Below are 21218 nucleotides of genomic sequence, written 5' to 3'. Positions count from 1 at the left end.
ACCGGACGCCAGCCGAAGTCTTCGAGACCAAGCTGATGGAAATACAGAACCGGTTGGAATAAAATAACATATCAGAATTTGCACTTCAGCGTGAGTTCACATCGCCACCCGACCTTTGACGATCAATTTTGACACTTACGATAGTTCCGATGATTAATTACGTAACGCTTCCCGTGGTTCTCCTACTTGACCGGCCGACATCCCTGCCCGCATCCGACAACCCAGCCCTAACGCCCCACGCATCGCCCAATCTGCATCAGACCCCGACCAAATGCAGGACTGCCGTTCAATATGCTTGAGAACAGCCATTGATTTTCTTAAACGGAGCTACCTCGACCTCGCGTCTTTTCGAGCAGTAAAGCGGCGCGATCAACTGACCTTCAAGACGCCAATGGCAGCAGGACCTACACATGGGCACATCCCACAAAGAGCGCGGCGAGTATTGGGACTCTTACTACACCGCCAAAGCCGTTCCAGATATTCCGTCGCAATTCGCCGCCTTCGTGCTGAGCGAATGCAGAGATGCCGATTACTTTCTGGATGTCGGATGCGGCAACGGGCGGGATACGTTCTTTTTTGCGCGCCACAAGATGCCGGTTGTGTCCGTGGATGGCAGCACCGCCGCCATCAGCGATATTGTTGAACGCTCCTCCGCGCAGGGCCTGCCGATCGCGGCCTTGTCTGCGGCCTGTGATGATCCTGATCTGATGGAAAAAGTCGCGGATGCAATGTCGGGCATAGACGTGTCCGGTGTCGGCGTAATTTACGCCCGGTTCTTCATCCACGCCATCACCGACAACGAACAGGCAGGGTTTCTGGACTTTTGCGCCGCGTTCCTGAAAAAGAATGGCGGCCGGCTCGCACTGGAATTTCGAACCGCCGCAGATGAAAAGCTGTCCAAGGTCACCGCCGAACACTACCGCCGATATGTCGAGCCGGTTGATTTCCTGAACGAGCTGTTTCAGCGCGGCCTGACGGCAAGCTATTTCACCCAAGGCACGGGCTATGCAAAGTATAAGGATGACGACGCGTTCGTGGTCCGAATGCTTGTCGAACAGCTGTAAATCGCGGACCCCGCCTTCTGTCGGGGTCTGTTGAGTTCACGCAGCGGGCGTTCAGTCCAACGCATCGCGAAACGGGGCGAACCGACGGTTGAGTCGGCCCCACGCGGTCGAAAAACCGGGGTCCGGCACGCGCCAGCCTTCCCCATAGCTGACGGCAAGCATCGCCTCGGCGTCCTTGGGGATCGGCAGGTTCGTGGTCGGGCACGGCCGCAACGGAAACACATCCGCCTCGTCCAATTCGCCCCAGACATAGGGGTAGACATGGACCTTGCCGTCAGACACCCAGGCCGGGAAAAGGTCGATATTGTACTCGGTGCCTGATTTCAGCTTGTAGCTGCACGGGTTGGGCCCGGTCTCTTGCAACAAATCGTGGCTGCGCAGGTATTCATAAACCTCCATCCACTGCTGTGCGGCCTCCTGCGGCGTGCCCGCGTCCAGGACATAGGCCAGATCCACATCGTCATCATGTTCGATCAGGCTCTTGTCCCGGATAGCACCCAAAAGCGTGCCGCAGCATAAGAACACCTCGCCGCCCAAATCTTCGATCTTGGTCATCATATCTGCGACTTTCGTCCAGATTTCTGCATGGTCAAGGGAACCGAAAGATTGGGGGAAAAACAGCCCCTCCAAAGAGATGCCATTGCGTTCCGCCTCTTTCAAAGCCGCCTCAATGGCTTGATATTTTTCCAGCTCACCGGTCGCAAGGCGAGACCGAAACAGGTGATAAAGCGCCTTTTGCGCGCGGCGGGGTTTTCGGCCCGCCCCGACGACGATCAAAATCTGTGCCTCAAGCGCTTCAGCGGGCCGCTTGTTGGGTTTGCCGGGTGCGAGGTCGTCAAGCTCGTCCTGCAAGTCATGGGGTCGGAAATCCTTGCGTGAGGACGTCAGATGCTCAAGGGCAAGATCCCTGATTTCGACAATACGCGCCTGACGTTCTTGCCGTGTAAGACTGCCGTTCTCACTCATCTTGATATCCTCCAAATGCACCTTTGACCTATCCCGTCCACGCGCCGCAAGTCCAGCATCGGGGCGGGCGGCGGGCACAGAAATCACGGATGATGCGCCCAAGCCGCAAATCTTTGACAGGCCGCGCCCAAAGCAGGCGCGCTTTGCCCTGCCCTTCCTGTCAGGCCGCTTCCAATCCGGTCAGAAGTCTAATCCAGGCTGCATTCAGCCGCCGATGCAACATGCCGATATTTCTGGTTTGCGCGATCTCGGGCGACGGGATTTGGCGCACATCGTGCAGCGTCGACAGCCCCTTCCATGCCAGCACAAGCGCATGGTCCTCGGACATGATCCGGGCCGTCAGGCCGATCTGGCGCCACATAAGACCCGGCTGATACCACGTTCAGGATCGCCCTGAGGTATCTTGTATTCATGGGATTTCTATCGCCTGAAGATAAAATTACATAGTTTTTATCTTGAAATACAGTACGTATCGAGGGCGCATCCGATCCACAAACGGGTCCTACAGCTGGACAGGACATCTGATGAAATCGCTCGACCAGATCTTTCGTGAACTTGGCACAGACAACGCCCCCGGGCAGGAAGTCCGCCAATCCGTCCAACACGGCGAAGACCAGAAAAAAGGTGCCACGCTCGCCGGTGTTCCAGTCGACTTTTCGCATGGTGATGTGGATGCGCATCCCCCCACACCCAGTGCCTTGCAGGCCTGGAACCAAGGGTTCGAGCGCGGCGCGGCGCAAGCCTATACCGAGTATCGCGGGCTGGACACATTGCGCCAACGCGTCTCGCAGGACTTGGGCACCTTCACCGGAGCCCCGGTCGATTACAACAGCGAACTCATCATCACGCCGGGAACACAGGGCGCACTGTTTCTCGCTTTGGGTGCAATTGTGACCCATGGCACAAAGGTCGCTGTCATCGAACCCGACTATTTTGCAAACCGAAAGCTGGTCACGTTTTTTGGCGGCACAGTCATGCACGTCCCACTGAATTACGGGGATGACGAGGTTAACCGGGGGCCCGACCTCGGCGCGCTGGAAAAGGCATTCAGGGACGGTGCCGGGGTCCTGATCTTTTCAACACCAAACAACCCGACCGGAACGGTGACAGCGGCGCATGTGATCGCGCAGATTGCCACTCTCGCACAGACCTATGATGTGACGGTTGTGGTCGATCAGCTTTATTCGCGCATGCAATATGCGGGCGAAGACAGTTACACCCACCTCAGAGCGGATCAAAACGCACCCAAGAACATCATTACGATCCTTGGCCCCTCAAAAACCGAGTCCTTAAGTGGGTTCCGGCTTGGAGTCGCCTTTGGAACGGCGGCATTGGTCGACCGGATGGAGAAACTGCAAGCCTTGGTGTCGCTGCGTGCGGCCGGTTACAATCAGGCCGCGCTGGAAACCTGGTTTCGTGAGCCCGAAGGGTGGTTGCAGGACAGGGTTGCCGCACATCAGGCCATTCGTGACGACTTGCTGAGCATTTTCAATGGCGCAGGTCTGCGAACAGCACGCCCGAATGCGGGCAGCTATCTTTATCCGCGCCTGCCGGATCTCACGATCAGCCTCACCGACTTCGTCAGGTTTCTGCGTGAACAGGCGGCGGTAATCGTGACGCCCGGTACAGAATTTGCACGGCAGGATACCAATCGCATTCGCCTGAATTTTTCGCAGGATCATCAGGCATCGATTGCGGCTGCGACACGGATCATCGATTTGGCCAAGCGATACGCAAAGTGACGCCTCGGTGATGCCAACTGTGTTGGACCGAAAGCAGGGTGTTTTCACCCATCCCGGACAGGCAGCACAGCGACACCTAAACCCAAACCGGCAACTGCCATATGGCCACGCCCTCGCCTTTGCGGCATTACAGTTCGCGAGTCGCACCTCTCAATCCAAAACCAAGGGCGTGGGAAACGCAGCTCACGCGCGTCTCCCTTTCTTTTTCTTGTTCAGCCAGAACGGCGGCACGTCGCCCGCCATCATGCAGCCATAAGGGTCGATGTAGTCGACCACATCCGCCAGGGTCGGTTCCGCGCCGACCTCTTTGCGCGCCTCAATCTGTGGACGTTCAACCTGCCCGCATTGCGCGAACGCCCCGAAGACATCGCGCCCAACATCGCATTCGAACGCGCGCGCGTCGAAAAACTGCTTGGCAGCCGGGTGACATTCAACGCCGACGCACAGGCCGCATATGAACGGTTTGCGACCGATCCCGGCACCTTGTGGCCCGGCAACTTTCGCGATCTCGGCGCATCGGTCCAGCGGATGTGCACCCTCGCCCCGCGCGGACGAATCACACCGGCCATGGTTGAAACCGAAATCGCAACGATCAGAGGCACATGGGCCGCAGCCAACACAGATCCCGACATGCAGCTTATCGCGAGATACCTTGGCTCAAAAGCGGCGCAAATTGACGAATTTGACCGCGTGCAACTGGCCGCCGTCATTCGCATTTGCCAGATCAGCGCCAGCCTCAGCGCGGCGGGGCGGCGGCTGTTTGCAGCGTCCCGTGCGGCCAAGACCAGCCGCAATGACGCGGACCGATTGCGCAAATACCTTGATCGCTTCAGGCTGGATTGGGCGAACTGCACGAACTGACGGCGCCGCCCCGTCACGAAAGATCGCAACAACACCGACAGCGCGGCCAAACCCGCACCACACTTCCCTTCCAAAGTGACACAGCCTAAGACACGAGACAGGCATCGCACCCCGCCGCAGCCCACCATTTCTGAGAACCGCATATGATCAAACGCCTGTTTCAGCGATTTGTGGGCCGACCGGAACTGCCGGACGTGGCCCCCGACAGCCCCTTCATCGCCGTGGGCGATATCCACGGGCGCGCGGATCTGCTGGCCCGGTTTCTGGACACGACACCGCCCCATCCGATTGTGTGCGTCGGGGATTACGTGGATCGCGGTGATCACAGCGCCGAGGTTTTGGGGATGCTGCGCGCCCGCCCCGACATCACCTGCCTATCGGGCAACCACGAAGTGATGCTGCTGGCCTTTCTCAAGAACCCCGCTGGCGAAGGGCCGCGTTGGCTGCACAACGGGGGCTTGCAGACACTGGCAAGTTTCGGGATCGCAAGTGTCAGCCAAATCAGCGGGGCGGAGGCGCTGATGCGCGCGCGCGATCAGCTTTACGAGGCGATGGGGCCAGACCTGATCGCGTGGATCAACGGGCTGCCCGCCTATTGGCAGTCGGGCAATGTCGCGGTGGTCCATGCCGGAGCGGACCCCACGCACAAACTGGCGGATCAACAGATTGAAACCCTGCACTGGGGCCACCCAAATTTTATGAAAACCACTCGATCCGACGGTATGTGGGTCGTGCACGGGCACACCATCGTTGCAGCACCAAATGCAACGCAGGGCCGTATCGCCATCGACACCGGGGCATATGCGACGGGGCAGCTGACCACCGCACTGATCGCGCCGGGCAGGATCACGTTTACGGTGATCACCTGAGCCGGGCATCCTCACCCACCTCAAATTATTTCAAATTCTCGATGCCGCGTTTACCCTCTGTTAAGCGTGGAAATGCTTAAAGCTTCGTAACCGGACTGTGGGTGGGATCACATGACGGAGCCTGCTTATGGCGCATCTTGATCTGCTGTCTGATCCACATGCCTCTATCCGCACCCTTGGCGCGCGGCACCTCTATCGGCGGATCGGCAAACGCGCCCTTGATCTGACCCTTACCGTGATCCTGCTGCCTGCCCTGCTGCCCATTATCGCGGTCCTGGTCCTGCTCGTTCGCCGCGACGGCAGCGCGGGGTTGTTCGCCCACACCCGTGTGGGCCGTCACGGCCAGACCTTCGCCTGCTGGAAAATCCGCACCATGCTGCCCGACGCCGAGGCGCGGCTTGAACATCACCTGAACACCGACCCGGTTGCGCGCGCCGAATGGCACCGCACCCAAAAGCTGGAAAACGATCCGCGCATTACCCGTTTGGGCCACCTCCTACGGCGCACCAGTCTGGATGAACTCCCCCAAATCTGGAACGTGTTGCGCGGCGACATGAGCTTTGTGGGCCCCCGCCCCGTCACCCTCCCCGAACTTGAACGCTACGGGCCGCATAGCCATGTCTACCTGTCCCTGAAACCGGGGATCACAGGGCTGTGGCAGGTCACCGCACGCGCCAACGGATGCTATACGCAACGGCTACACCTCGACCAAACCTACGAACAGCGGATCAGCTTGTTGCAGGACTTGGGGCTGATCGCACGCACCGCTTTGGTGGTGGTGCGCCCCACAGGGCGTTAGAATCTCTCACTACACAATCTATGCGCATATTTGACGCGCATAAACCTGCGCCCTATGTTATGCCTCTACCAAGAGAGGAGCGCACATGCCATCCACCGTTCGCAAGCCCACCAATCTCTCGCTTGATGCGTCCCTTCTGCAAGAGGCGCGCAGCCTTGACATCAACCTGTCCCGCGCCGCCGAGGACGGGGTTGCCCAAGCCGTCGCACAGGCCCGCGCCGCGCGTTGGAAACAGGAAAACGCGGCCGCACTCAGCAGCTCAAACGATTGGGCCGCGCGCAACGGGTTGCCGCTGGCCAAATACCGGAATTTCTAGTGGCGCGCTTTGACGTGTTTGCCAGCGACAGCGGGCTGTTGCTGGACGTTCAGTCCGATCTGCTCGACGTGTTGACCACCCGCGTGGTGGTGCCACTGATCCCGCTTGATCAGGCCCCCACGCCCGCCCGCAGGCTGAACCCGATCTTCGACCTTGATGGAACGCAACTGCTGATGGCAACCCAGTTCATCGCAACGGTGCCCACCTCCATTCTCGGCGACAGGCACAGCAGCCTCAGCGCGGCACAGGACGAAATCACAGCCGCCCTCGACATGCTGTTCACCGGGTTCTAGGCCGCCAGCGCCGCATGCAACCTGACGCGCACGACAATCCCGGCCAGGCGCCGCGCGCTCTGATCCCATCGGTACTGCGCGGCCATCGCCTTGCCGATCACCTGCATGGCAGCCCGCTCTGACGGGGCCATCCGGGCAAAGGTGCGCAGGGCACGGGCCATATCGACCACGTCCAGCGGATCAAACCACAGCGGCGCATTGCCCAGCACTGCAGGCATCGCGCCACTCCGGGCACATAAAACAGGCACACCCAACTGCATCGCCTCAAGCGGGGGAATCCCGAATCCTTCGTGCAAGGACGGAAACACGAAAGCCGCCGCACCCTCATAAAGCGCACGCAAATGACTGTCCGGCACGCGACCAAGGGCGCGCGTGCCCTGCCCCGCCTCCGCATGGGTCACACCCGGCACATCACCCCCGACCAAGACCAGCGGGGGCACATCCGGCCCCGCGAGCTCATGGGCCGCAATCAGCGCACCAAGGTTCTTGTTGGGGCTTTGATTGCCCACACTCAGCAGATAGCGCCCCCGAGTCAGTCCATAGGTGGCCAGCACGCCGGGGGCATGGGGCCAGCGCAAGACATGCTCGGCGCTGTTGGGCACAATCGTAAAGCGATCAGCAGGCACGCCCAGATGGTGAGACAAGACACCGGCAGAATGCTGGCTCACCGTCAGCAAAGCAGCGGCGCGCTGCGCGAGGGCCGGGCGCAGCAACCGATGCGCCACGCGATAGCGGCGACCAAAGGCCCGCGGGATTTCAAACAGATTGGCATCATGCAGGCACAGGATATGGGCGCGGTGACGCAGCGGCCCGCTGTTGCCCAGACTGACCAGCACATCGTCCTTGCTGGCCTGATACAAGGCCCCCTGCTCCCACATATGGCCCTTGCCACCACGCACCACACGGACCCCAAGCGTGGACCACCCCGGCGCAGGAACCGCACGCGGCACCAACACCTCCACCGGGCCAAGCCGCGCCTGCATCGACGGCGACGCCCCAAGGCAAGCATCCAAGGCACCCATCATTTCGCGCGCATAGCGCTGCACACCCGATACCGGTTGGGTCAGAAAACGGCCATTGATGTAAACGGTCATGCGACCTCCGACAGGGCCGCAGGGGCCTGATAAAGAGCCGTGGTCCGGGCCCCCAACCTGTCCAGGGCCCATGCGCTCAGGTCGGTGGCGCGTGCACCCCGCCTCAACGCCGCCAATTGCTTTGGCGATGCAAGAACCTCGCGCAGGGCGCGCACAGTGGCGTCCATATTGTCCGGCGCCGCAATCACGCCATTGCGCCCATCCACAACGACCTCATCAAGGCCCGGCAGGTGCTGCACGACAGGCGGACAGCCCGCCGCGATGGACTGTACCACGACACGCGGCAACCCCTCACGTTCAGAGGTCAGAATGGACACATCCGCCAGCGCAAACAGCGCCTCGGGATCAGGGCGGTGACCGCAAAACACCACGCGGTCGCCCAGACCCAACGCGGCCACCTCGGCGCGGACCCGCGCCTCTTCCGGGCCGCGCCCCGCCAACAGCAGCTTCATGTCAGGCAAAACATCCACCGCCCTGGCAAAGGCGCGCAAGAACGGGACATGACGCTTGCGCGGCTCAAAGGCGGCCATCATCAGCGCAACGGGCGGACGGGCAGCGCCGGGGGCCACGCCCAACACAGCGGGCCAATCCGCAGGCAGCGGCGCGTCGCGGAACCGCGCCAGATCCATGCCCGAGCGGACACAATGCACCTGCCCCGTTATGCCCGCCTCGACATAGGCGCAACCCACGGCCTCAGACACGGCGATGAAGACATCCGTGCGGCGGGCCACCATCCGCTCTGCGGCAACATACAGCGCGCGCTTTGGATCACCGACACCCTCAAAGGGAATGATGTGGATGCCGTGCGCGACAACCGCATCCGGCACCGCATCCGCCGCCAACCGGCCCAGAACACCAGCCTTGCTTTGGTGGGTGTGGATAACATCGGGGCGCAGATCGCGGTAAAGCGCGCGCAGGCGGGTCACCGCGCGGGCATCCTGCACGGGACGGATGGGATGCACCATCTCGGGGACCGCGATGCGGGTCACGCCACGGGGCAAATGATCATGCCAGAACGGGTCACACATATTGCCGTGGATCAGGCTGACACGATGGCCCGCAGCGACCTGCCAGCGACATGTGGCAAGCGTGTTTTCTTCGGATCCCGCACGCAAAAGGCGGGTTAGAACATGCGCGATGTGCATTGGATCTCCTTGGCCGCATTATCACCCCCATCACTGTTAAGCCCGCATTAACCATCGCGTGCGATCCTTACCAAAATCCTAATACGTGCAGAAAAAGGACGGTTTTTCTCATGTGTTAACAGATGGTTAATCAGGTGGGAGCGCGCATGGGTCGCATCATCTACATTCACGTGCCCAAATGCGGCGGGTCGAGCTTTGGGGCGGCCCTTCGGCTGCGCTATTTCGCATCACAATCCACGATCGGGCTGGATCAGGGAGATACGACCCTGACGGGCGAGGCGCGGATACTCAGCGACTATGCGGCGCGGCAGCGCGCACTTCATACGCTTGTGGCCAGCGGCAAACGGATGATCGCGGGGCATGTCCAATATGATCCCGATTTCCACGATGGACCCGCAGCGCAGTACCGCTTTGTGACCTTACTGCGCGACCCAGCCCTGCGGTTCGTCTCGCATTACCACTACCTGCAACGCAAACACCCCGATCCCGCCCGCGCCACCACCCTGCGCGGGTTTCTCGACAGCCACGAGGCGCAGCGGATCGCATCGCAATACCTGTTCTATTTCGCCGGACAGTGGCAACGACCCGGCCAGAACACAGGGGCCCTGATCCGGCAGGCAATCCGCAATCTGGGGCGCTTTGACATCGTGGGCGACCTTGGGGCACCAGACGCCTTTGCCCGCGATCTGCGGCGACTGACACACACACCCCTGATCCGCTGGCACCGCAATGCGGCCCCCGTCCCCCTGACAGTACCACCCGAGTTGCGCGCGCAGATCGAGGCCCTGTGCGCGCCCGACATCGCCATCTTTCAAAGCCAGTTTCTCGCGCAGGCGGCCTAAGCCATGCGGCATGCGCTCTCCCCTCTTGCGCTGGTATTCTTGTGCTGGGGGCTCACGGGCATTGGCGCGGGGTGGACGCTGGCGCAACTGGACCAACTTGATCTGGTGCAGGCGTTCATCATCCGCGAAGGGCTGCACCTGTCGGCTTTCGGATGGGCGGGGCTGTCATGGACGCTGCTCGGGCTGGTCATCTATCTGGTCGGGGACCTCTGCGCACGGATGATCCGACAGCCAACACGGGCGCAGCCCGCTGCCTTTGATCTCAAACGCATGGCGATCCTGACGGGGCTCGCCAATCTGGTCCTGCTTGGGGTGACAGCACTGTGGATCTTTGGGGCAGCGGCCAATGCGGGGGGGCTGATCGAACTGGCAAGGGCGGCCTATGCCGACAGCCTCACAACCCGCGATATCCTGCTTCAGAACAAACTCTTCACCGGCATGCGGCTGTTCTATGCCGCACTGCCAGCCACCGCCTGCCTTGCCGCGGCACTTCTGGCCACACACACCCTGCCCCGCCAGGCCTGCCTGATGATGTGGAGCGTGCTGGCCGTGAACACCGCAGCCCTGTTCATCCTGCCCATCGTGATGAGCCAGCGACTGCTTTTGCTGCAACTGGTGCTCAGCAGCTACATCGTCGCCTGCATCGTCAAACAACGGGTGATCGCGCTGCATTGGGTGGGGTGCGGTATCCTGCTGTTTCTGGCGCTGTGGACCGCGCGCGAGGCGATCACAAACCCGATCATCCAACGTCCGGCGCTCGATATCGCGACGCAAAAACTGGCCTTCTATCTGGTCAACGACATGTTCAACGGCTTTGCGCCCCTGTCGATCCCGATCCCGCACACATATGGCGGGGTCACGCTTGAGGGGCTGATGTTTATGACCTTCAGTGACGGCTATTTCCAAACCCTGCTCGCCAGCAAGATGCGAACGCTGGACGGGGTCCTCGGGGGCGGTGAGTTCCCATTTTTCACGGCCGGTTATGTGGATTATGGCCCCATCGGCGGCGCGATTTTCATCGCGATCTGCGCCTTTGTGTTTCGGCAGATTTTCATGCGGGCGCACACATCACTTGGCTGGGCCGTGGTCTATGCACAGATCGGGGCAGCGCTGCTGTTTTCCAGCCATTCGCTCTATTTCACGCATCAGAACTTCTATTTTTCCGTGGCGCTGATGGGCGGGGTCATCTTCCTGTCCAGGAAACGACCAAGCGGAGAAGCGGCGCGCCCTGCCCCGCGCATCACCTTCCGCAGTCGGCGACGCAGGCACGCGCTCTCATCACAGGTGCGCACATGACCCCGCGGCGCCTCCCCGGTTTGCAAGTCCTGCGCGCGCTTGCCGCCCTCATGGTCTTGATCGGGCATGTGCTGGCCGAGGCCGAACACTATTTTGGCCTGCCCCTGCCCGGCGACGCGGTACCATGGACACGCGGGGTCGACATCTTCTTCGTGATTTCGGGCTTCGTGATCACGCTGTCAGCCAATCGGTTGATGGGCCAGCCCGGCCCGTTCCTGTGGCGCAGGCTGGTGCGGGTGGTGCCGCTCTATTTCCTGTTCACAACGCTGATGGTGGCGGTGCTGATCGCACTGCCCGGCGGGGCCAAGGACACCACATTGGACCCCGCCCAAATCCTCAGCTCCTACAGCTTCATCCCCTACGAACGCGGCGACGGGCGGATTGCGCCTGTCCTGTCCCTCGGCTGGACGCTGAATTACGAAATCTTCTTCTACGCGCTCGCCGCCCTCTGCCTCGCCCTGCCACGCCCGTTTCTGGCGCTGACGGCACTGATATGCAGCATCGCGACCCTCGGGGCTTTCATCCCATGGACCAGCGCGCCCTTGGTATTCTGGAGCGATCCGATCATCCTTGAGTTCCTCATAGGCATCGGCCTTGCACAGCTCTGGCAACGCGGCTGGCGGTGGCCGCATTGGGGCGGGGCGGCGGCACTCGTGGGCATCGGGTTGGGCCTGCTGATCGTGCTTGATCCGACCCCCCTGCCCCGGTTCATCGCCGCTGGCGTGCCCGCCGCACTGATCGTCGCCAGCGGCACGCTGCTGTGCCCACAACGCAACCTGCCCGGCCAGATCTGGGGGGATGCGTCCTATGCGCTCTATCTGTCGCACCGCTTTGCCTTGCGGGCCGCAACGATCTTGCTGTTACCACTGCTGCCCGCCTCGCCCTTTGGGGCGGCAATCTATGTGATCAGCGTCTGCGCCCTCGCGCTTGCCGTCGGGCTGCTGACGCATCTGTTGATCGAACGGCCAATGATGCGCACCCTCGCACCCAAGCCCAAAGCCCTGCCCGCATGACAATGCGCCTTTGGTCCTTCGCATTGCAATGGGCGCGGGTCGGCATCGCCGCTGCGGTGTTTCTGGTCGCCACGCGGTTCCTGACCCTGGCCGAGATCGGGCTTTTCGCCACCGCCATCGCACCCGTGCGGCTGACCCAAGGTCTGCACAAGGCGGGCATCGGCGAAGCGGTCATCATAACCGGCAAATCCCGACGCCGCTGCGACGCGCTCTTTGCGATGTCCACGGGAACAGGGCTGCTGCTGTCGGTACTGCTGGCCAGCGTCGGCATCGCCACGCAAACACCCCTGCTGACCACTCTGGCAGCAATCCCGACGCTCAACGGCCTCGCCGCCGTCTCCGAAGGGCTCCTGCGCCGCCGCCTCGCCCTGCGCGCACTGGCCCTGCGCACGATGGCTGTCCAGACATTTGCCGCTGCCATCACCCTCTGGATGCTGGTCAGCGGCATCGGACCATGGGCGCTCGCCACATTTGCGCTGCTCAACACGGGGCTGTCCTGTGGCCTCTCGATCTGTTTGGCAGGGTACTACCCCAAATCCGTGCCCAACTGGCGATATCAGAGCCTAATAAGGCCATTGATCACCCAGATCACAACCCGAGACCTGCTGACAAATGCGCAATTCCCGCTCGCGCAACTCGCGATCGGACTGACCCTGGGAATGACCGCCGCAGGGGCCTTCCAAATCGCCACACGGATGCTCAGCCTGATCGAGGCACTTACACTGTCCCCCCTGCGCTTTATCGCCTTGCCCCAATTGCGCGCGGCAACCGATCTGCGCACCTCCCTGCAGCGACACTTACGACTTAATGCAACGCTGGCAGCATGGATCTGGGGGGGCACAGTGGCAGCCGCCCCAAACATCCTCGCACTGGTGGTAGGCACAGAACACGCCAACACGGTCAGCCCCATCCTGCGGGCACTCGCACTGACCGGGCTGTTCACCGCGCTCTGGATGCCGCTTCTCCAAGCCCTCACGGCGACCGGACACACACAACTTGTGCTAAGACACGCGACCCTCGGATCAATGCTCGCCGTCATACTGGTCGCACCAACACTGCTGTGCAATCCGACACTCAGTGCGGCCAGCCTCAGCATGGCGGCCCTGATCACCAGCCTTTGGTTCCTGCCACACAGCCTGAAACCGCTAAAGCTAACACGCCACGACCTCTCCCCCATCATGGCACCCCTCATCGCAGGGGCACTCATGGCAGGCGGACTGCTACTGATACCCGCACTCAACCTCGCCACTCAGGTCCTGCTCGGAACAGCATTCTACGCAGCGGCACTGTACGCCGGACGCAGAAAGGTCAATATAACTGACACAACAACACAAACAGCGCCCCGGACACCCCGGAACGCTGCCTGACCAGCCACACATACCCCGCAGCTCAGAACGGAGTCACAGACCCACCCGAATAGACCTCAATAGACCCTGATACAGGCTCAAAACGCCGGATAGAGACAGTTCCACCATTCGCCTCGATCGCGAAATTGTCGGCCCCACCCGCCGCATCCGCCACGCAACGCTCAAGCCACATCTGCGACGCGTTCGAACATTGATACGCCACCGAAGACCCATCCACATCCCGCGCCACAACCCGCGTGCCAGCCAGCCACCACTGCGCATCCTGGATCGAATGCAGTTCGGACCCATTGCGCGACAACCCAAACCGACCGTTCAGCCCAATCGCACGCACCGCATCATGGACAGTAAACGCATTGACCGACGTCGCGCCCAACGCGCCATTGCGCCACCCCGAGCAATCCTGCAACAGCACATGCATGCCCGCAGCGCCATCATCATGGAAAGACCAGCCATCCTTGGCGCCAAAGCTCGCATCACAGCGGAAAAAAGCACACAGCCCATCAACCCGGCGCACACGCACTGCATCCAAAGGCGCGCCCAGATTGTACGGTGCCGAATACCGAAAGGTGCAATCGACACCCACAATGTTGCGCACCGACAGCTTGTCGAAATGCAACGTGCCGGTGATCCCGCCCTCAAGATCAAACCCCTCGATATAGAAATCATCGACATGCTGCATGAACCGCGCACCATGAAACCCACGCATCAGCGCAATATCAGAAGGGCCCGGCACACCGCCCACATTCACATGAACCACAGACCCATCAAGGACCCAACTCCCCGGCGTCGCAGCACAGACAGCAACATCTGCGACCTGCTCCAGCTCGGAATACAAGCCCTCAGGCGTCAGCACATCGGTGCGAAACACGCGCTTGACCGCACTGGCCGAGGCGGAGTAGGTGCCGCCCGCATCGCTCCAGTTCACGGTGAACGGGCCGGTGCGGTACTGCACACGACCACCCCAGGCAATCAGCGCAACCGGCTGATCCGGCTCATCGTTGCCGTTGCGGGTGAATTCACTTTCCTTGTATTGGCCAGCGTTCACCAACACACGATAGGGCGCACCGGTCGCATTGCCCGCAACAAAGGCGGCATAGATCGTGCGCTTGGCATCGGAAAAATCACCGTCCTGTGCACCCAACCCGCTGTTGGCATCACTGCCGCCCGTGTCGACATGAAAGGCGGGGGCCGTCCAGATCGCCGGATCGACAAGCGCACGCGGGTCCAGATCCGTCTCGAACCGGCCACCCACCTCCGCAATGCCAAAGCCAAAGCGGCCCTGATCCCAGCCAAACCCCGCAGGAAAAGCAACAGCACGCCGCGCGCTATGTTGAGGGTGCAAACCGACCGCAACACCCAGCATCAAAGCAGCCCCTTGATGCCCGTCGCCGTTGTGCCGGTCGCTGCCACCTGCGCCAACCGGACGGGATAGATCACACCAGCGGTCAGGCCCGGCAGGGTGATCGTGTCGCCATTTTTCAACGTCACAGCCAGATCGCCAGCACCGGCAACCATGACGGCACGGGTAACAGATTGCAGATCAACGCCATCCGCAGGCGTCACATCAAACCCACCTTCGACAGGGCTGTTCAGGCCGGGTTGAAACGCACGGAATGTATCGGAAATGGGCATCGCAGCCTCCTTGGAAAAAGACAGGCGGAAGATGCGGAAAACGGGTTAATCAACTGCTAAGCAAGCGCGCGGTGGGGCAGGGCACCGCAATTATATCCGCGGACTTAAGGCTTCTTGCGCTGGTACTTCATAATCAGCTTCGCCATCTCGACCAGCATATCATCCAGATCATCCTCATCGACGCGGGCCTTGCTGATGGCAATATCAAACCCACCCGTGACCGGGACCGTCACCATCGGAATGCCCCGCACGTCATAGCGTTGGCGGATCGGCTTGTCATAATCCGGCACCTTCAGCCGCTCACCCTTTTTAATCTTGGGCAGGATCGTGCGGTAGGCGCGCTTGGGGGTGTCCTCGATATCGACCTGACGCAAAATCTCGTCCCGAAATGCAAGACACCCCTGCCCCAACGACACATCCGCCTGGCTCACACCGATGCGTTCAGCGATCTCGGTCTGGGTCATCTCGGTCATGCTTTCAGCCAGCAAACCAATCGAGATCAGCTCCTCAAACCCGTTCAGGTCGCGGCGCATCGTGTTCTCGTGAAACCGCTCCTCGAGGTCGGCCAGCGCCTGATCCCCAACCTCGGTCGACACAACCGCGCGGACCGTGCGGCCCAGTTTCCGGCAGGCTTCAAGGCGGCGGCGGCCCGATTGAATGACAAAGCGGGCATCAGTCTCAAGCGGCGTATCTTCATTGGGCACCCATCCCGCCTCGGCAGGGCGGACACGAATGGGCTGCGTCTGCCCACGGCGCGCGATATTGGCGACCAGCTTGTCAAAATCTTCGTCCGCCACCCAATTGGTCATGCGGTCGCTGCCCAGATCATCAACGATCTGATCAGGGTCAAGATCAAGGGCCATGGTCCCGGCCAGCACCGCCTCAACCAGCGATCCACGGGTCGATTCAATGCGCTGTTGCAGCATGTTCATCGCCGACCCGGCCCACATGCCCCCCATCGCACCCTTGCGAGGCTCGTCCGCCACAGCGTTCACATCCTCGTCGGGCAAGGCCCCGCTCAATTTCCGTTTCTTTGCCATCAGTCCCAACGCTCCTCCATAAAGGCCTGCGCAAAATCACGTGGTGGCAGGGTGGGCCAAATCCGTTGTACCAGGGCGTCATTCACCGCATTGGCATTGTCCATAAACGCCCGCGCAGACACACGGCGGGTCTTGGGCGGCAGGTATTCATAGATACTCTTGTACTCTTCGGCCGCATTCGCAATCGCGTCAGAGCGTGAATACCACACCTGCATCACCTCGCGCGGTGCCTTACGATACAGGTCCACAATCTGGTCCACATCCTGATTATTCTGCTCTTGCACGATCGTCGGCAGCACCATGTGGGCCCCGGCCCCAATCTCCAGATCCGCCTCAAATCCCATGATAAATTCAAGGTATTCGCCAATGTTGGACACGTATGTCGCCAGCGTCGCCAGATCAAAGCCCTTCATGGTCTGCGGGATCACCACATTGTCCGCCGCGATCAGCCCATTCAGCTGCATCAGCGTCAACGAGGGTTGCTGATCAATCACGATCACATCCACCGTTTCATTCAGCGCCTGCTCATAGCGGGCCACATCAAATGCACCGCTGTTATCGCGCAAATCCTCAGGGCGCGTGCGCGGCCCATTGCCAGCGTCCCACGTGGCAATCGCGTCCTTGAGCACGCGATACACCGGCACCCGGCTGGACTGGGACAGGAAAAACAGGCTGATATCCCCGTTCTGGATATTCGCACCACCCGGGATCAACCGGATGCCCGGCCAGGGTGTGGCGTGCCAGATCGCGTCAAGATCCTCGGCCGTGCGCGGCGTGACCGCATCCGCACCGGGGTTGTCCACCCCCATGAAGTCCGCGAGCGTCGCCGTGTCGGGATCAAACAAGGGCAGCCCCTCATCCGCAAAGTAAAGCGAGACCGTGGCCTGTGGATCGGCATCAATCACGCCCACGCGCAACCCGTAGAACAGGTTGATATATTGCGCAAAATGCGCCGCACTTAGTGACTTGCCCGTGCCGCCCTTCTGGGCACCAAAGGTCACGACCTTGACCGGGTCGCCGGGTTTGCGCCAATGCACGTGATCGCGTTTTGCACCCGGATTTGACCCGATCAAGGCCCGGATCAACATGATCTCGGATGGCGAAAAAGTGCGCTCGCGCCCGATCCGCTCACCTTCAGGAAATTGTGGTTCGTCATTGGTCAAGCGGGTCAGATAAGTGGTGTCGACAGCCAGCAATTGCGCCACTTCAGTCATCGAAAACCGACGGGCAACCCGGGTGCGCAGCGTCAGATCGCGTTGCAGCTTTGTGTTCACGGCCCCCATGACGCGGGTCATGTTCCGTATAAATTGCTCAAACTGCCCGTACGCCATGTTAATTATATCCACGGATATATGTGGGTGTGCCGGACAGGGCAGGGGCCCCAATCCGCACCGGCAACTTCTCGCAAGGCGGGGCGGGGCGCAAGGTCTTTTGCGCCAATGTCCACCGCCGCAGATAGCCCTCAAGCAGTTTGAGTTGGGCGCGGTAGGGGATTATGGCCGCGGATTTGAGTGTCTGGTCAAGCTGTTTTGGGGTCGGAACCTTGCGCCAATGCCGCTGCCAGCTTTTCGTGAGTGCTGCACAAAACGCATTCAGCTCCGGTCGCGACAGCCCTTTTTCGGCGAGGTGATCGACCGCCGCAGTCACAGCAACCCGATCTTTGTCCAGATCAACAGCGCTGAATGTGCGCTCCAAGGCAGATCGTATATCCGCGGACATAAGCTCAATCGTTGTGTCAGTGTCTTGAACACATCGGTTCGTTGCAGCGACGAGGCCCTCGGAGGGAGTATGCTTTAATGCAGGATACGGGGTCCCTTTGGTGCACTCGGCCCACTCAGAAATCAATTTTGCATGAACGGACAGCCCGCAGGGGTCATGTTTTATATGAATCTGTTTTTTTGAATCCCTAAGGCGTTCACTCTTTTGAACACTGCATTCATCTTTGTGATCGACTTTTTCGGTGCAAGAGGCGGCCACTTTGCCCGACAGTGACGCGCGCCAAGCCTTCCAGAACACCACGCAATAGCGCAGGCGATAGTTGTACCCATTGGCGGTGGTCTGTGTTTCGGTCGAGATCAGTTCCGCTTCTCGCAAGGCGGTCACATATCCCGAAATCGCCGCCTTGGACCGACCCAACCGTTCACCCAATTGCCCTAGTGAAGGCCAGCAAAACCCGTCCATATTTGCCATGCGGCACAGTTCCACCAACAGCCTGAAGGCACCGGGGGACAGTTCCAGTTCCAGCACTTCAACCGGCAGGGCGACAAAGCCCTTGCGCCGGTCAAATTCGATTGTTTCTGACATATTTTCCTCGTTCCCGCACAGCAAAAGCTTGCGGGTTCTGCGCGACGAGGCTATTCTGAAACTGCGAACAGAATGGGCCTCTTTGGTTTCATTTCACAGGGTTGGATGGTTGCCGCCGTCCGGCCCTGTTTCGTTTAGCCTTGCCTGTTTATGGATCATGCCTCCTGCGTGTCGCGGCTGCGACAGCACATGCAGGGAGGGCCCCAACGGGAATGACCCATCGTTTGCGGTAGTGTATATGCATCGCCAGCCTCTGGTGCGGTCTAGTGCCGCTTACTCTTGATATTGAGGGCAATATAGCGCTAAATACAAGGACTAAGGCAAGTAATTCTTTTAATTGCGTGGGATGCCTGAAAGAAAAGCGGCAAGCTATTGTTTTTCAATGATAAATTAGCCTCAGTGCTGAACCGTCAGCACAGACACAACCGCCCCCTTATTCGCTGAGTAGACCATAGTCATTTCGACGTGGCCCGAATCTGAAGCGGTTTCAGTGCCCGTTTGGCGTTAACATATCGGTAACCTTGGCAATGCTAGGGTGCCGCAGCACGCTTGGGTCGAACCCGTGTGACACCACCCCAATCGCAGGGCATCAGCAGCAAAAACCATGCAATACAGCAGACATATCTCGGCCGGTAGCATATCGCCCGCCCGACCGCACAGCGATGGCGATGTCATTGATTTGGGCGGTCTGGCGTCGACCATTTGGCGCGGCAAATGGGTGATCTGTGCGGCGACTGCAATTGCGATCCTGCTTGGCGGCTATTACGCCTATGTGCTGGCCATACCCATCTTCCGCTCCACCGCGGTGGTGATCCTTGAGACCAATCAGGAACAGATCATCGATTTGCAAAGCGTGGTGGGCGGTTTGTCCGGTGACACATCCGAGGTCAATTCCGAGGTCGAGGTGCTGCGCGCCCGTGGCCTGATGGGAGAGGTTGTGGACCGGCTGAACCTGACCCAGGACCCGGAATTCAACCGCGCCCTGCGCCCTGTCACGCTGTGGGATCGTATCAAGGGGCTGATCAAATCGGGCCTGGGTCTGGGCGGCCCCATATTTGAGCTGACCCCGGAGGAGCAGACACAACAGACCCGGGACGCGGTGATTTCGACCCTGTTGCACGCGGTGACGGTGCGCAATGTCCCGCTGAGCCTTGTGTTTCAGGTCACAGTAGAGACGGAAAGCCCGCGCAAATCTGCAAGCATCGCGGATATGATTGTGGAGCTGTATATCCTCAATCAGGTCGAGGTGAAGTTCGAGACGACCCGGCAAGCAACGCTTTGGCTGGGTACGCGGGTGGCTGAGTTGCAGGCACGGCTGGAGGGCGCGGAGGCCGATGTATCGACCTTTCGCGGATCGACGGAATTGGTGTCGGTGGGTGGGATGCAGGCGCTTGAGCGTCAGATCAAGGATGTGCGCGACCGTATCACCACCGCGTCCCTGAGCGGCACCGATCAGCAAGTGCAGGCTTTGCGCGCCTCGGAGCGCGAGTTGAAACAGGCGCTGGAGCGTCAAGGCGAAGACCTGATCACCTTGCAACAACTGACCCGCGAAGCAGAGGCGACGCGGGTGCTTTATGAGTATTTTCTGACCCGCTTTAACGAGACCTCGGCCCAACAGGGCATTCAGCAGGCCGACAGCCGCATATTGTCGGATGCGGTTGTGCCGCTGTTTGCTTCTGAGCCGCGCAAATCACTGATCCTGACCATGTCCGGCGTGTTGGGCCTGATGCTGGGCACCGGCTTTGTATTGCTGCGCGAGATGGGTCACAACGGGTTCCGCACGGCGCAGGATCTTGAGGCCTTTGCCGGATATGCGGTGTTGGGGCAGGTGCCGATCATGCCCGTCGCCGGCCGGCGTGATGTGCTGCAATATCTGTCGGACAAGCCGACTTCGGCCGCGGTCGAGGCGATCCGCAATCTGCGTACCTCGATCATGCTGTCCAATGTCGACACGCCACCGCAGGTGATTTTGTTCACCTCTTCTGTGCCGGGTGAGGGCAAGACCACCAATGCGCTTGCCCTTGCGCAGAACCTGTTGGGTCTGGGCAAACGTGTGTTGCTGATCGAGGGCGACATTCGGCGGCGCACCTTGCACGAATATTTCACGGCCCTGCCGGACGATGGGATCGTGTCCGTGCTGAACGGGGAAAAGTCGTTGACTGAGGCGGTGTTTCGGAGCGCGCATTTCGGCGCGGACATACTGGCCGGAGAGGCCACGACGGTCAGCGCGGCGGACCTGTTCGCCTCGGAGAGTTTCCGCGCCCTGATGAGCGAGGCGCGGGCGGTTTACGACACCATCATCATCGACACGCCGCCTGTTCTGGTTGTCCCGGATGCCCGCATTATCGCCGAACAGGTCGATGCCATCATCTTTTCCGTGCAATGGGACAAGACCAGTGAAACCCAGGTCGAGGAGGCGCTGCGCGTTTTCCACACCTCTGGGCAGCGCGTTACGGGATTGGTGCTGAGTCAGATCAGTCCCAAGGGCATGAAACGCTATGGCTATGAGTTGCCCCACAGTGCGCCGTACTACCAAAGCTGAGAGTGACAGGTGCGCGTGCGCGCAGGGGGCGAA

At 60.5% G+C, this 21218-nt stretch carries 21 protein-coding genes; 12 read left to right on the top strand and 9 right to left on the bottom strand.

Annotation, left to right across the window (positions count from 1 at the left end):
• Positions 1–410: 410 nt before the first annotated feature.
• The gene (locus tag Q0859_RS19830; protein WP_299154550.1) at positions 411–1064 is read left to right on the top strand and encodes a class I SAM-dependent methyltransferase; all 654 of its coding nucleotides are present in this window, start codon (positions 411–413) and stop codon (positions 1062–1064) included.
• Between the two features lie 51 nt (positions 1065–1115).
• Here the strand turns inward: Q0859_RS19830 and Q0859_RS19825 are convergent, their stop codons facing one another.
• Together Q0859_RS19825 and Q0859_RS19820 are read right to left on the bottom strand one after the other, a co-directional pair.
• Positions 1116–2030: a LicD family protein gene (locus Q0859_RS19825; protein WP_299154547.1), complete on the bottom strand. Its 915-nt coding sequence runs from the start codon at positions 2028–2030 to the stop codon at positions 1116–1118.
• Between the two features lie 160 nt (positions 2031–2190).
• Positions 2191–2391, bottom strand: coding sequence for a hypothetical protein (locus Q0859_RS19820; protein ID WP_299154545.1), 201 nt, complete (start codon positions 2389–2391; stop codon positions 2191–2193).
• A 163-nt stretch (positions 2392–2554) separates the two neighbouring features.
• Here Q0859_RS19820 and Q0859_RS19815 point away from each other — a divergent pair, with 163 nt between their 5' ends.
• The 6 genes from Q0859_RS19815 (at position 2555) to Q0859_RS19790 (ending at position 6910) form a co-directional block, all read left to right on the top strand.
• A complete protein-coding gene (locus Q0859_RS19815) occupies positions 2555–3772 on the top strand; it encodes a pyridoxal phosphate-dependent aminotransferase (RefSeq protein WP_299154544.1) in 1218 nt (405 codons plus the stop codon).
• A gap of 345 nt (positions 3773–4117) precedes the next feature.
• Positions 4118–4633 carry a hypothetical protein gene (locus tag Q0859_RS19810; RefSeq protein ID WP_299154542.1) on the top strand — a complete coding sequence of 172 codons (516 nt, stop codon included), beginning with the start codon at positions 4118–4120 and terminating at the stop codon, positions 4631–4633.
• A gap of 143 nt (positions 4634–4776) precedes the next feature.
• Positions 4777–5502 carry a metallophosphoesterase gene (locus Q0859_RS19805; RefSeq protein ID WP_299154541.1) on the top strand — a complete coding sequence of 242 codons (726 nt, stop codon included), beginning with the start codon at positions 4777–4779 and terminating at the stop codon, positions 5500–5502.
• Between the two features lie 127 nt (positions 5503–5629).
• Complete coding sequence (locus Q0859_RS19800; RefSeq protein WP_299154538.1) at positions 5630–6301, top strand: sugar transferase; 672 nt, start codon at positions 5630–5632, stop codon at positions 6299–6301.
• An 85-nt stretch (positions 6302–6386) separates the two neighbouring features.
• Positions 6387–6617, top strand: coding sequence for a type II toxin-antitoxin system CcdA family antitoxin (locus Q0859_RS19795; RefSeq protein WP_299154536.1), 231 nt, complete (start codon positions 6387–6389; stop codon positions 6615–6617).
• Positions 6617–6910, top strand: a complete 294-nt coding sequence (locus Q0859_RS19790; protein ID WP_299154534.1) for a CcdB family protein — start codon at positions 6617–6619, stop codon at positions 6908–6910. Before Q0859_RS19795 ends, Q0859_RS19790 begins: the two co-directional genes overlap by 1 nt.
• On the opposite strand, the gene Q0859_RS19785 is transcribed toward Q0859_RS19790, so the two are convergent.
• Together Q0859_RS19785 and Q0859_RS19780 are read right to left on the bottom strand one after the other, a co-directional pair.
• The gene (locus tag Q0859_RS19785) at positions 6907–8004 is read right to left on the bottom strand and encodes a glycosyltransferase family 1 protein (RefSeq protein WP_299154532.1); all 1098 of its coding nucleotides are present in this window, start codon (positions 8002–8004) and stop codon (positions 6907–6909) included. The two genes, Q0859_RS19790 and Q0859_RS19785, sit on opposite strands and share 4 nt — an antisense overlap.
• Complete coding sequence (locus Q0859_RS19780; protein ID WP_299154530.1) at positions 8001–9149, bottom strand: glycosyltransferase; 1149 nt, start codon at positions 9147–9149, stop codon at positions 8001–8003. The genes Q0859_RS19785 and Q0859_RS19780 overlap by 4 nt, the downstream gene beginning before the upstream one ends.
• Positions 9150–9295: 146 nt before the next feature.
• Here Q0859_RS19780 and Q0859_RS19775 point away from each other — a divergent pair, with 146 nt between their 5' ends.
• The 4 genes from Q0859_RS19775 to Q0859_RS19760 are packed head-to-tail and all read left to right on the top strand — an operon-like array spanning position 9296 to position 13667.
• Positions 9296–9991 carry a sulfotransferase family 2 domain-containing protein gene (locus Q0859_RS19775; RefSeq protein ID WP_299154529.1) on the top strand — a complete coding sequence of 232 codons (696 nt, stop codon included), beginning with the start codon at positions 9296–9298 and terminating at the stop codon, positions 9989–9991.
• Between the two features lie 3 nt (positions 9992–9994).
• A complete protein-coding gene (locus tag Q0859_RS19770) occupies positions 9995–11287 on the top strand; it encodes a hypothetical protein (protein WP_299154528.1) in 1293 nt (430 codons plus the stop codon).
• On the top strand, positions 11284–12300 hold the full coding sequence (locus Q0859_RS19765) for an acyltransferase (protein ID WP_299154526.1): 1017 nt from the start codon (positions 11284–11286) through the stop codon (positions 12298–12300). Before Q0859_RS19770 ends, Q0859_RS19765 begins: the two co-directional genes overlap by 4 nt.
• Positions 12297–13667 carry an oligosaccharide flippase family protein gene (locus Q0859_RS19760; protein ID WP_299154525.1) on the top strand — a complete coding sequence of 457 codons (1371 nt, stop codon included), beginning with the start codon at positions 12297–12299 and terminating at the stop codon, positions 13665–13667. The genes Q0859_RS19765 and Q0859_RS19760 overlap by 4 nt, the downstream gene beginning before the upstream one ends.
• A 22-nt stretch (positions 13668–13689) precedes the next feature.
• Here the strand turns inward: Q0859_RS19760 and Q0859_RS19755 are convergent, their stop codons facing one another.
• From Q0859_RS19755 to Q0859_RS19735, 5 genes are all read right to left on the bottom strand, one after another.
• Entirely contained in the window at positions 13690–15030 is a 1341-nt protein-coding gene (locus tag Q0859_RS19755) for a hypothetical protein (protein ID WP_299154523.1), read from the bottom strand.
• A complete protein-coding gene (locus Q0859_RS19750; RefSeq protein WP_299154521.1) occupies positions 15030–15299 on the bottom strand; it encodes a hypothetical protein in 270 nt (89 codons plus the stop codon). Before Q0859_RS19750 ends, Q0859_RS19755 begins: the two co-directional genes overlap by 1 nt.
• A 104-nt stretch (positions 15300–15403) precedes the next feature.
• A complete protein-coding gene (locus Q0859_RS19745) occupies positions 15404–16339 on the bottom strand; it encodes a ParB/RepB/Spo0J family partition protein (RefSeq protein ID WP_299154519.1) in 936 nt (311 codons plus the stop codon).
• The gene (locus Q0859_RS19740; RefSeq protein WP_299154517.1) at positions 16339–17634 is read right to left on the bottom strand and encodes a ParA family protein; all 1296 of its coding nucleotides are present in this window, start codon (positions 17632–17634) and stop codon (positions 16339–16341) included. The genes Q0859_RS19745 and Q0859_RS19740 overlap by 1 nt, the downstream gene beginning before the upstream one ends.
• Before the next feature lie 37 nt (positions 17635–17671).
• A complete protein-coding gene (locus tag Q0859_RS19735; RefSeq protein ID WP_299154515.1) occupies positions 17672–18643 on the bottom strand; it encodes a helix-turn-helix domain-containing protein in 972 nt (323 codons plus the stop codon).
• 604 nt (positions 18644–19247) lie between these two features.
• Between Q0859_RS19735 and Q0859_RS19730 the strand changes: the two genes are divergently transcribed.
• On the top strand, positions 19248–21185 hold the full coding sequence (locus tag Q0859_RS19730) for a polysaccharide biosynthesis tyrosine autokinase (protein WP_299154512.1): 1938 nt from the start codon (positions 19248–19250) through the stop codon (positions 21183–21185).
• The last annotated feature ends 33 nt before the right edge of the window (positions 21186–21218 follow it).

This window comes from uncultured Tateyamaria sp., assembly GCF_947497045.1.
Taxonomy (GTDB): Bacteria; Pseudomonadota; Alphaproteobacteria; order Rhodobacterales; family Rhodobacteraceae; genus Tateyamaria.
The sequence above is the reverse complement of the archived record's forward strand: the minus strand, read 5'-3'. Positions and strand labels throughout refer to the sequence as shown.

What these genes read in the sequence shown, in the direction of transcription:
- Q0859_RS19830 (WP_299154550.1), top strand. Translation starts at nt 411, where the DNA reads ATGGGCACATCCCACAAAGAGCGCGGCGAGTATTGGGACTCTTACTAC.
- Q0859_RS19825 (WP_299154547.1), bottom strand. Translation starts at nt 2,030, where the DNA reads ATGAGTGAGAACGGCAGTCTTACACGGCAAGAACGTCAGGCGCGTATT.
- Q0859_RS19820 (WP_299154545.1), bottom strand. Translation starts at nt 2,391, where the DNA reads ATGTGGCGCCAGATCGGCCTGACGGCCCGGATCATGTCCGAGGACCAT.
- Q0859_RS19815 (WP_299154544.1), top strand. Translation starts at nt 2,555, where the DNA reads ATGAAATCGCTCGACCAGATCTTTCGTGAACTTGGCACAGACAACGCC.
- Q0859_RS19805 (WP_299154541.1), top strand. Translation starts at nt 4,777, where the DNA reads ATGATCAAACGCCTGTTTCAGCGATTTGTGGGCCGACCGGAACTGCCG.
- Q0859_RS19800 (WP_299154538.1), top strand. Translation starts at nt 5,630, where the DNA reads ATGGCGCATCTTGATCTGCTGTCTGATCCACATGCCTCTATCCGCACC.
- Q0859_RS19795 (WP_299154536.1), top strand. Translation starts at nt 6,387, where the DNA reads ATGCCATCCACCGTTCGCAAGCCCACCAATCTCTCGCTTGATGCGTCC.
- Q0859_RS19785 (WP_299154532.1), bottom strand. Translation starts at nt 8,004, where the DNA reads ATGACCGTTTACATCAATGGCCGTTTTCTGACCCAACCGGTATCGGGT.
- Q0859_RS19780 (WP_299154530.1), bottom strand. Translation starts at nt 9,149, where the DNA reads ATGCACATCGCGCATGTTCTAACCCGCCTTTTGCGTGCGGGATCCGAA.
- Q0859_RS19775 (WP_299154529.1), top strand. Translation starts at nt 9,296, where the DNA reads ATGGGTCGCATCATCTACATTCACGTGCCCAAATGCGGCGGGTCGAGC.
- Q0859_RS19770 (WP_299154528.1), top strand. Translation starts at nt 9,995, where the DNA reads ATGCGGCATGCGCTCTCCCCTCTTGCGCTGGTATTCTTGTGCTGGGGG.
- Q0859_RS19765 (WP_299154526.1), top strand. Translation starts at nt 11,284, where the DNA reads ATGACCCCGCGGCGCCTCCCCGGTTTGCAAGTCCTGCGCGCGCTTGCC.
- Q0859_RS19760 (WP_299154525.1), top strand. Translation starts at nt 12,297, where the DNA reads ATGACAATGCGCCTTTGGTCCTTCGCATTGCAATGGGCGCGGGTCGGC.
- Q0859_RS19755 (WP_299154523.1), bottom strand. Translation starts at nt 15,030, where the DNA reads ATGCTGGGTGTTGCGGTCGGTTTGCACCCTCAACATAGCGCGCGGCGT.
- Q0859_RS19750 (WP_299154521.1), bottom strand. Translation starts at nt 15,299, where the DNA reads ATGCCCATTTCCGATACATTCCGTGCGTTTCAACCCGGCCTGAACAGC.
- Q0859_RS19745 (WP_299154519.1), bottom strand. Translation starts at nt 16,339, where the DNA reads ATGGCAAAGAAACGGAAATTGAGCGGGGCCTTGCCCGACGAGGATGTG.
- Q0859_RS19740 (WP_299154517.1), bottom strand. Translation starts at nt 17,634, where the DNA reads ATGACCCGCGTCATGGGGGCCGTGAACACAAAGCTGCAACGCGATCTG.
- Q0859_RS19735 (WP_299154515.1), bottom strand. Translation starts at nt 18,643, where the DNA reads ATGTCAGAAACAATCGAATTTGACCGGCGCAAGGGCTTTGTCGCCCTG.
- Q0859_RS19730 (WP_299154512.1), top strand. Translation starts at nt 19,248, where the DNA reads ATGCAATACAGCAGACATATCTCGGCCGGTAGCATATCGCCCGCCCGA.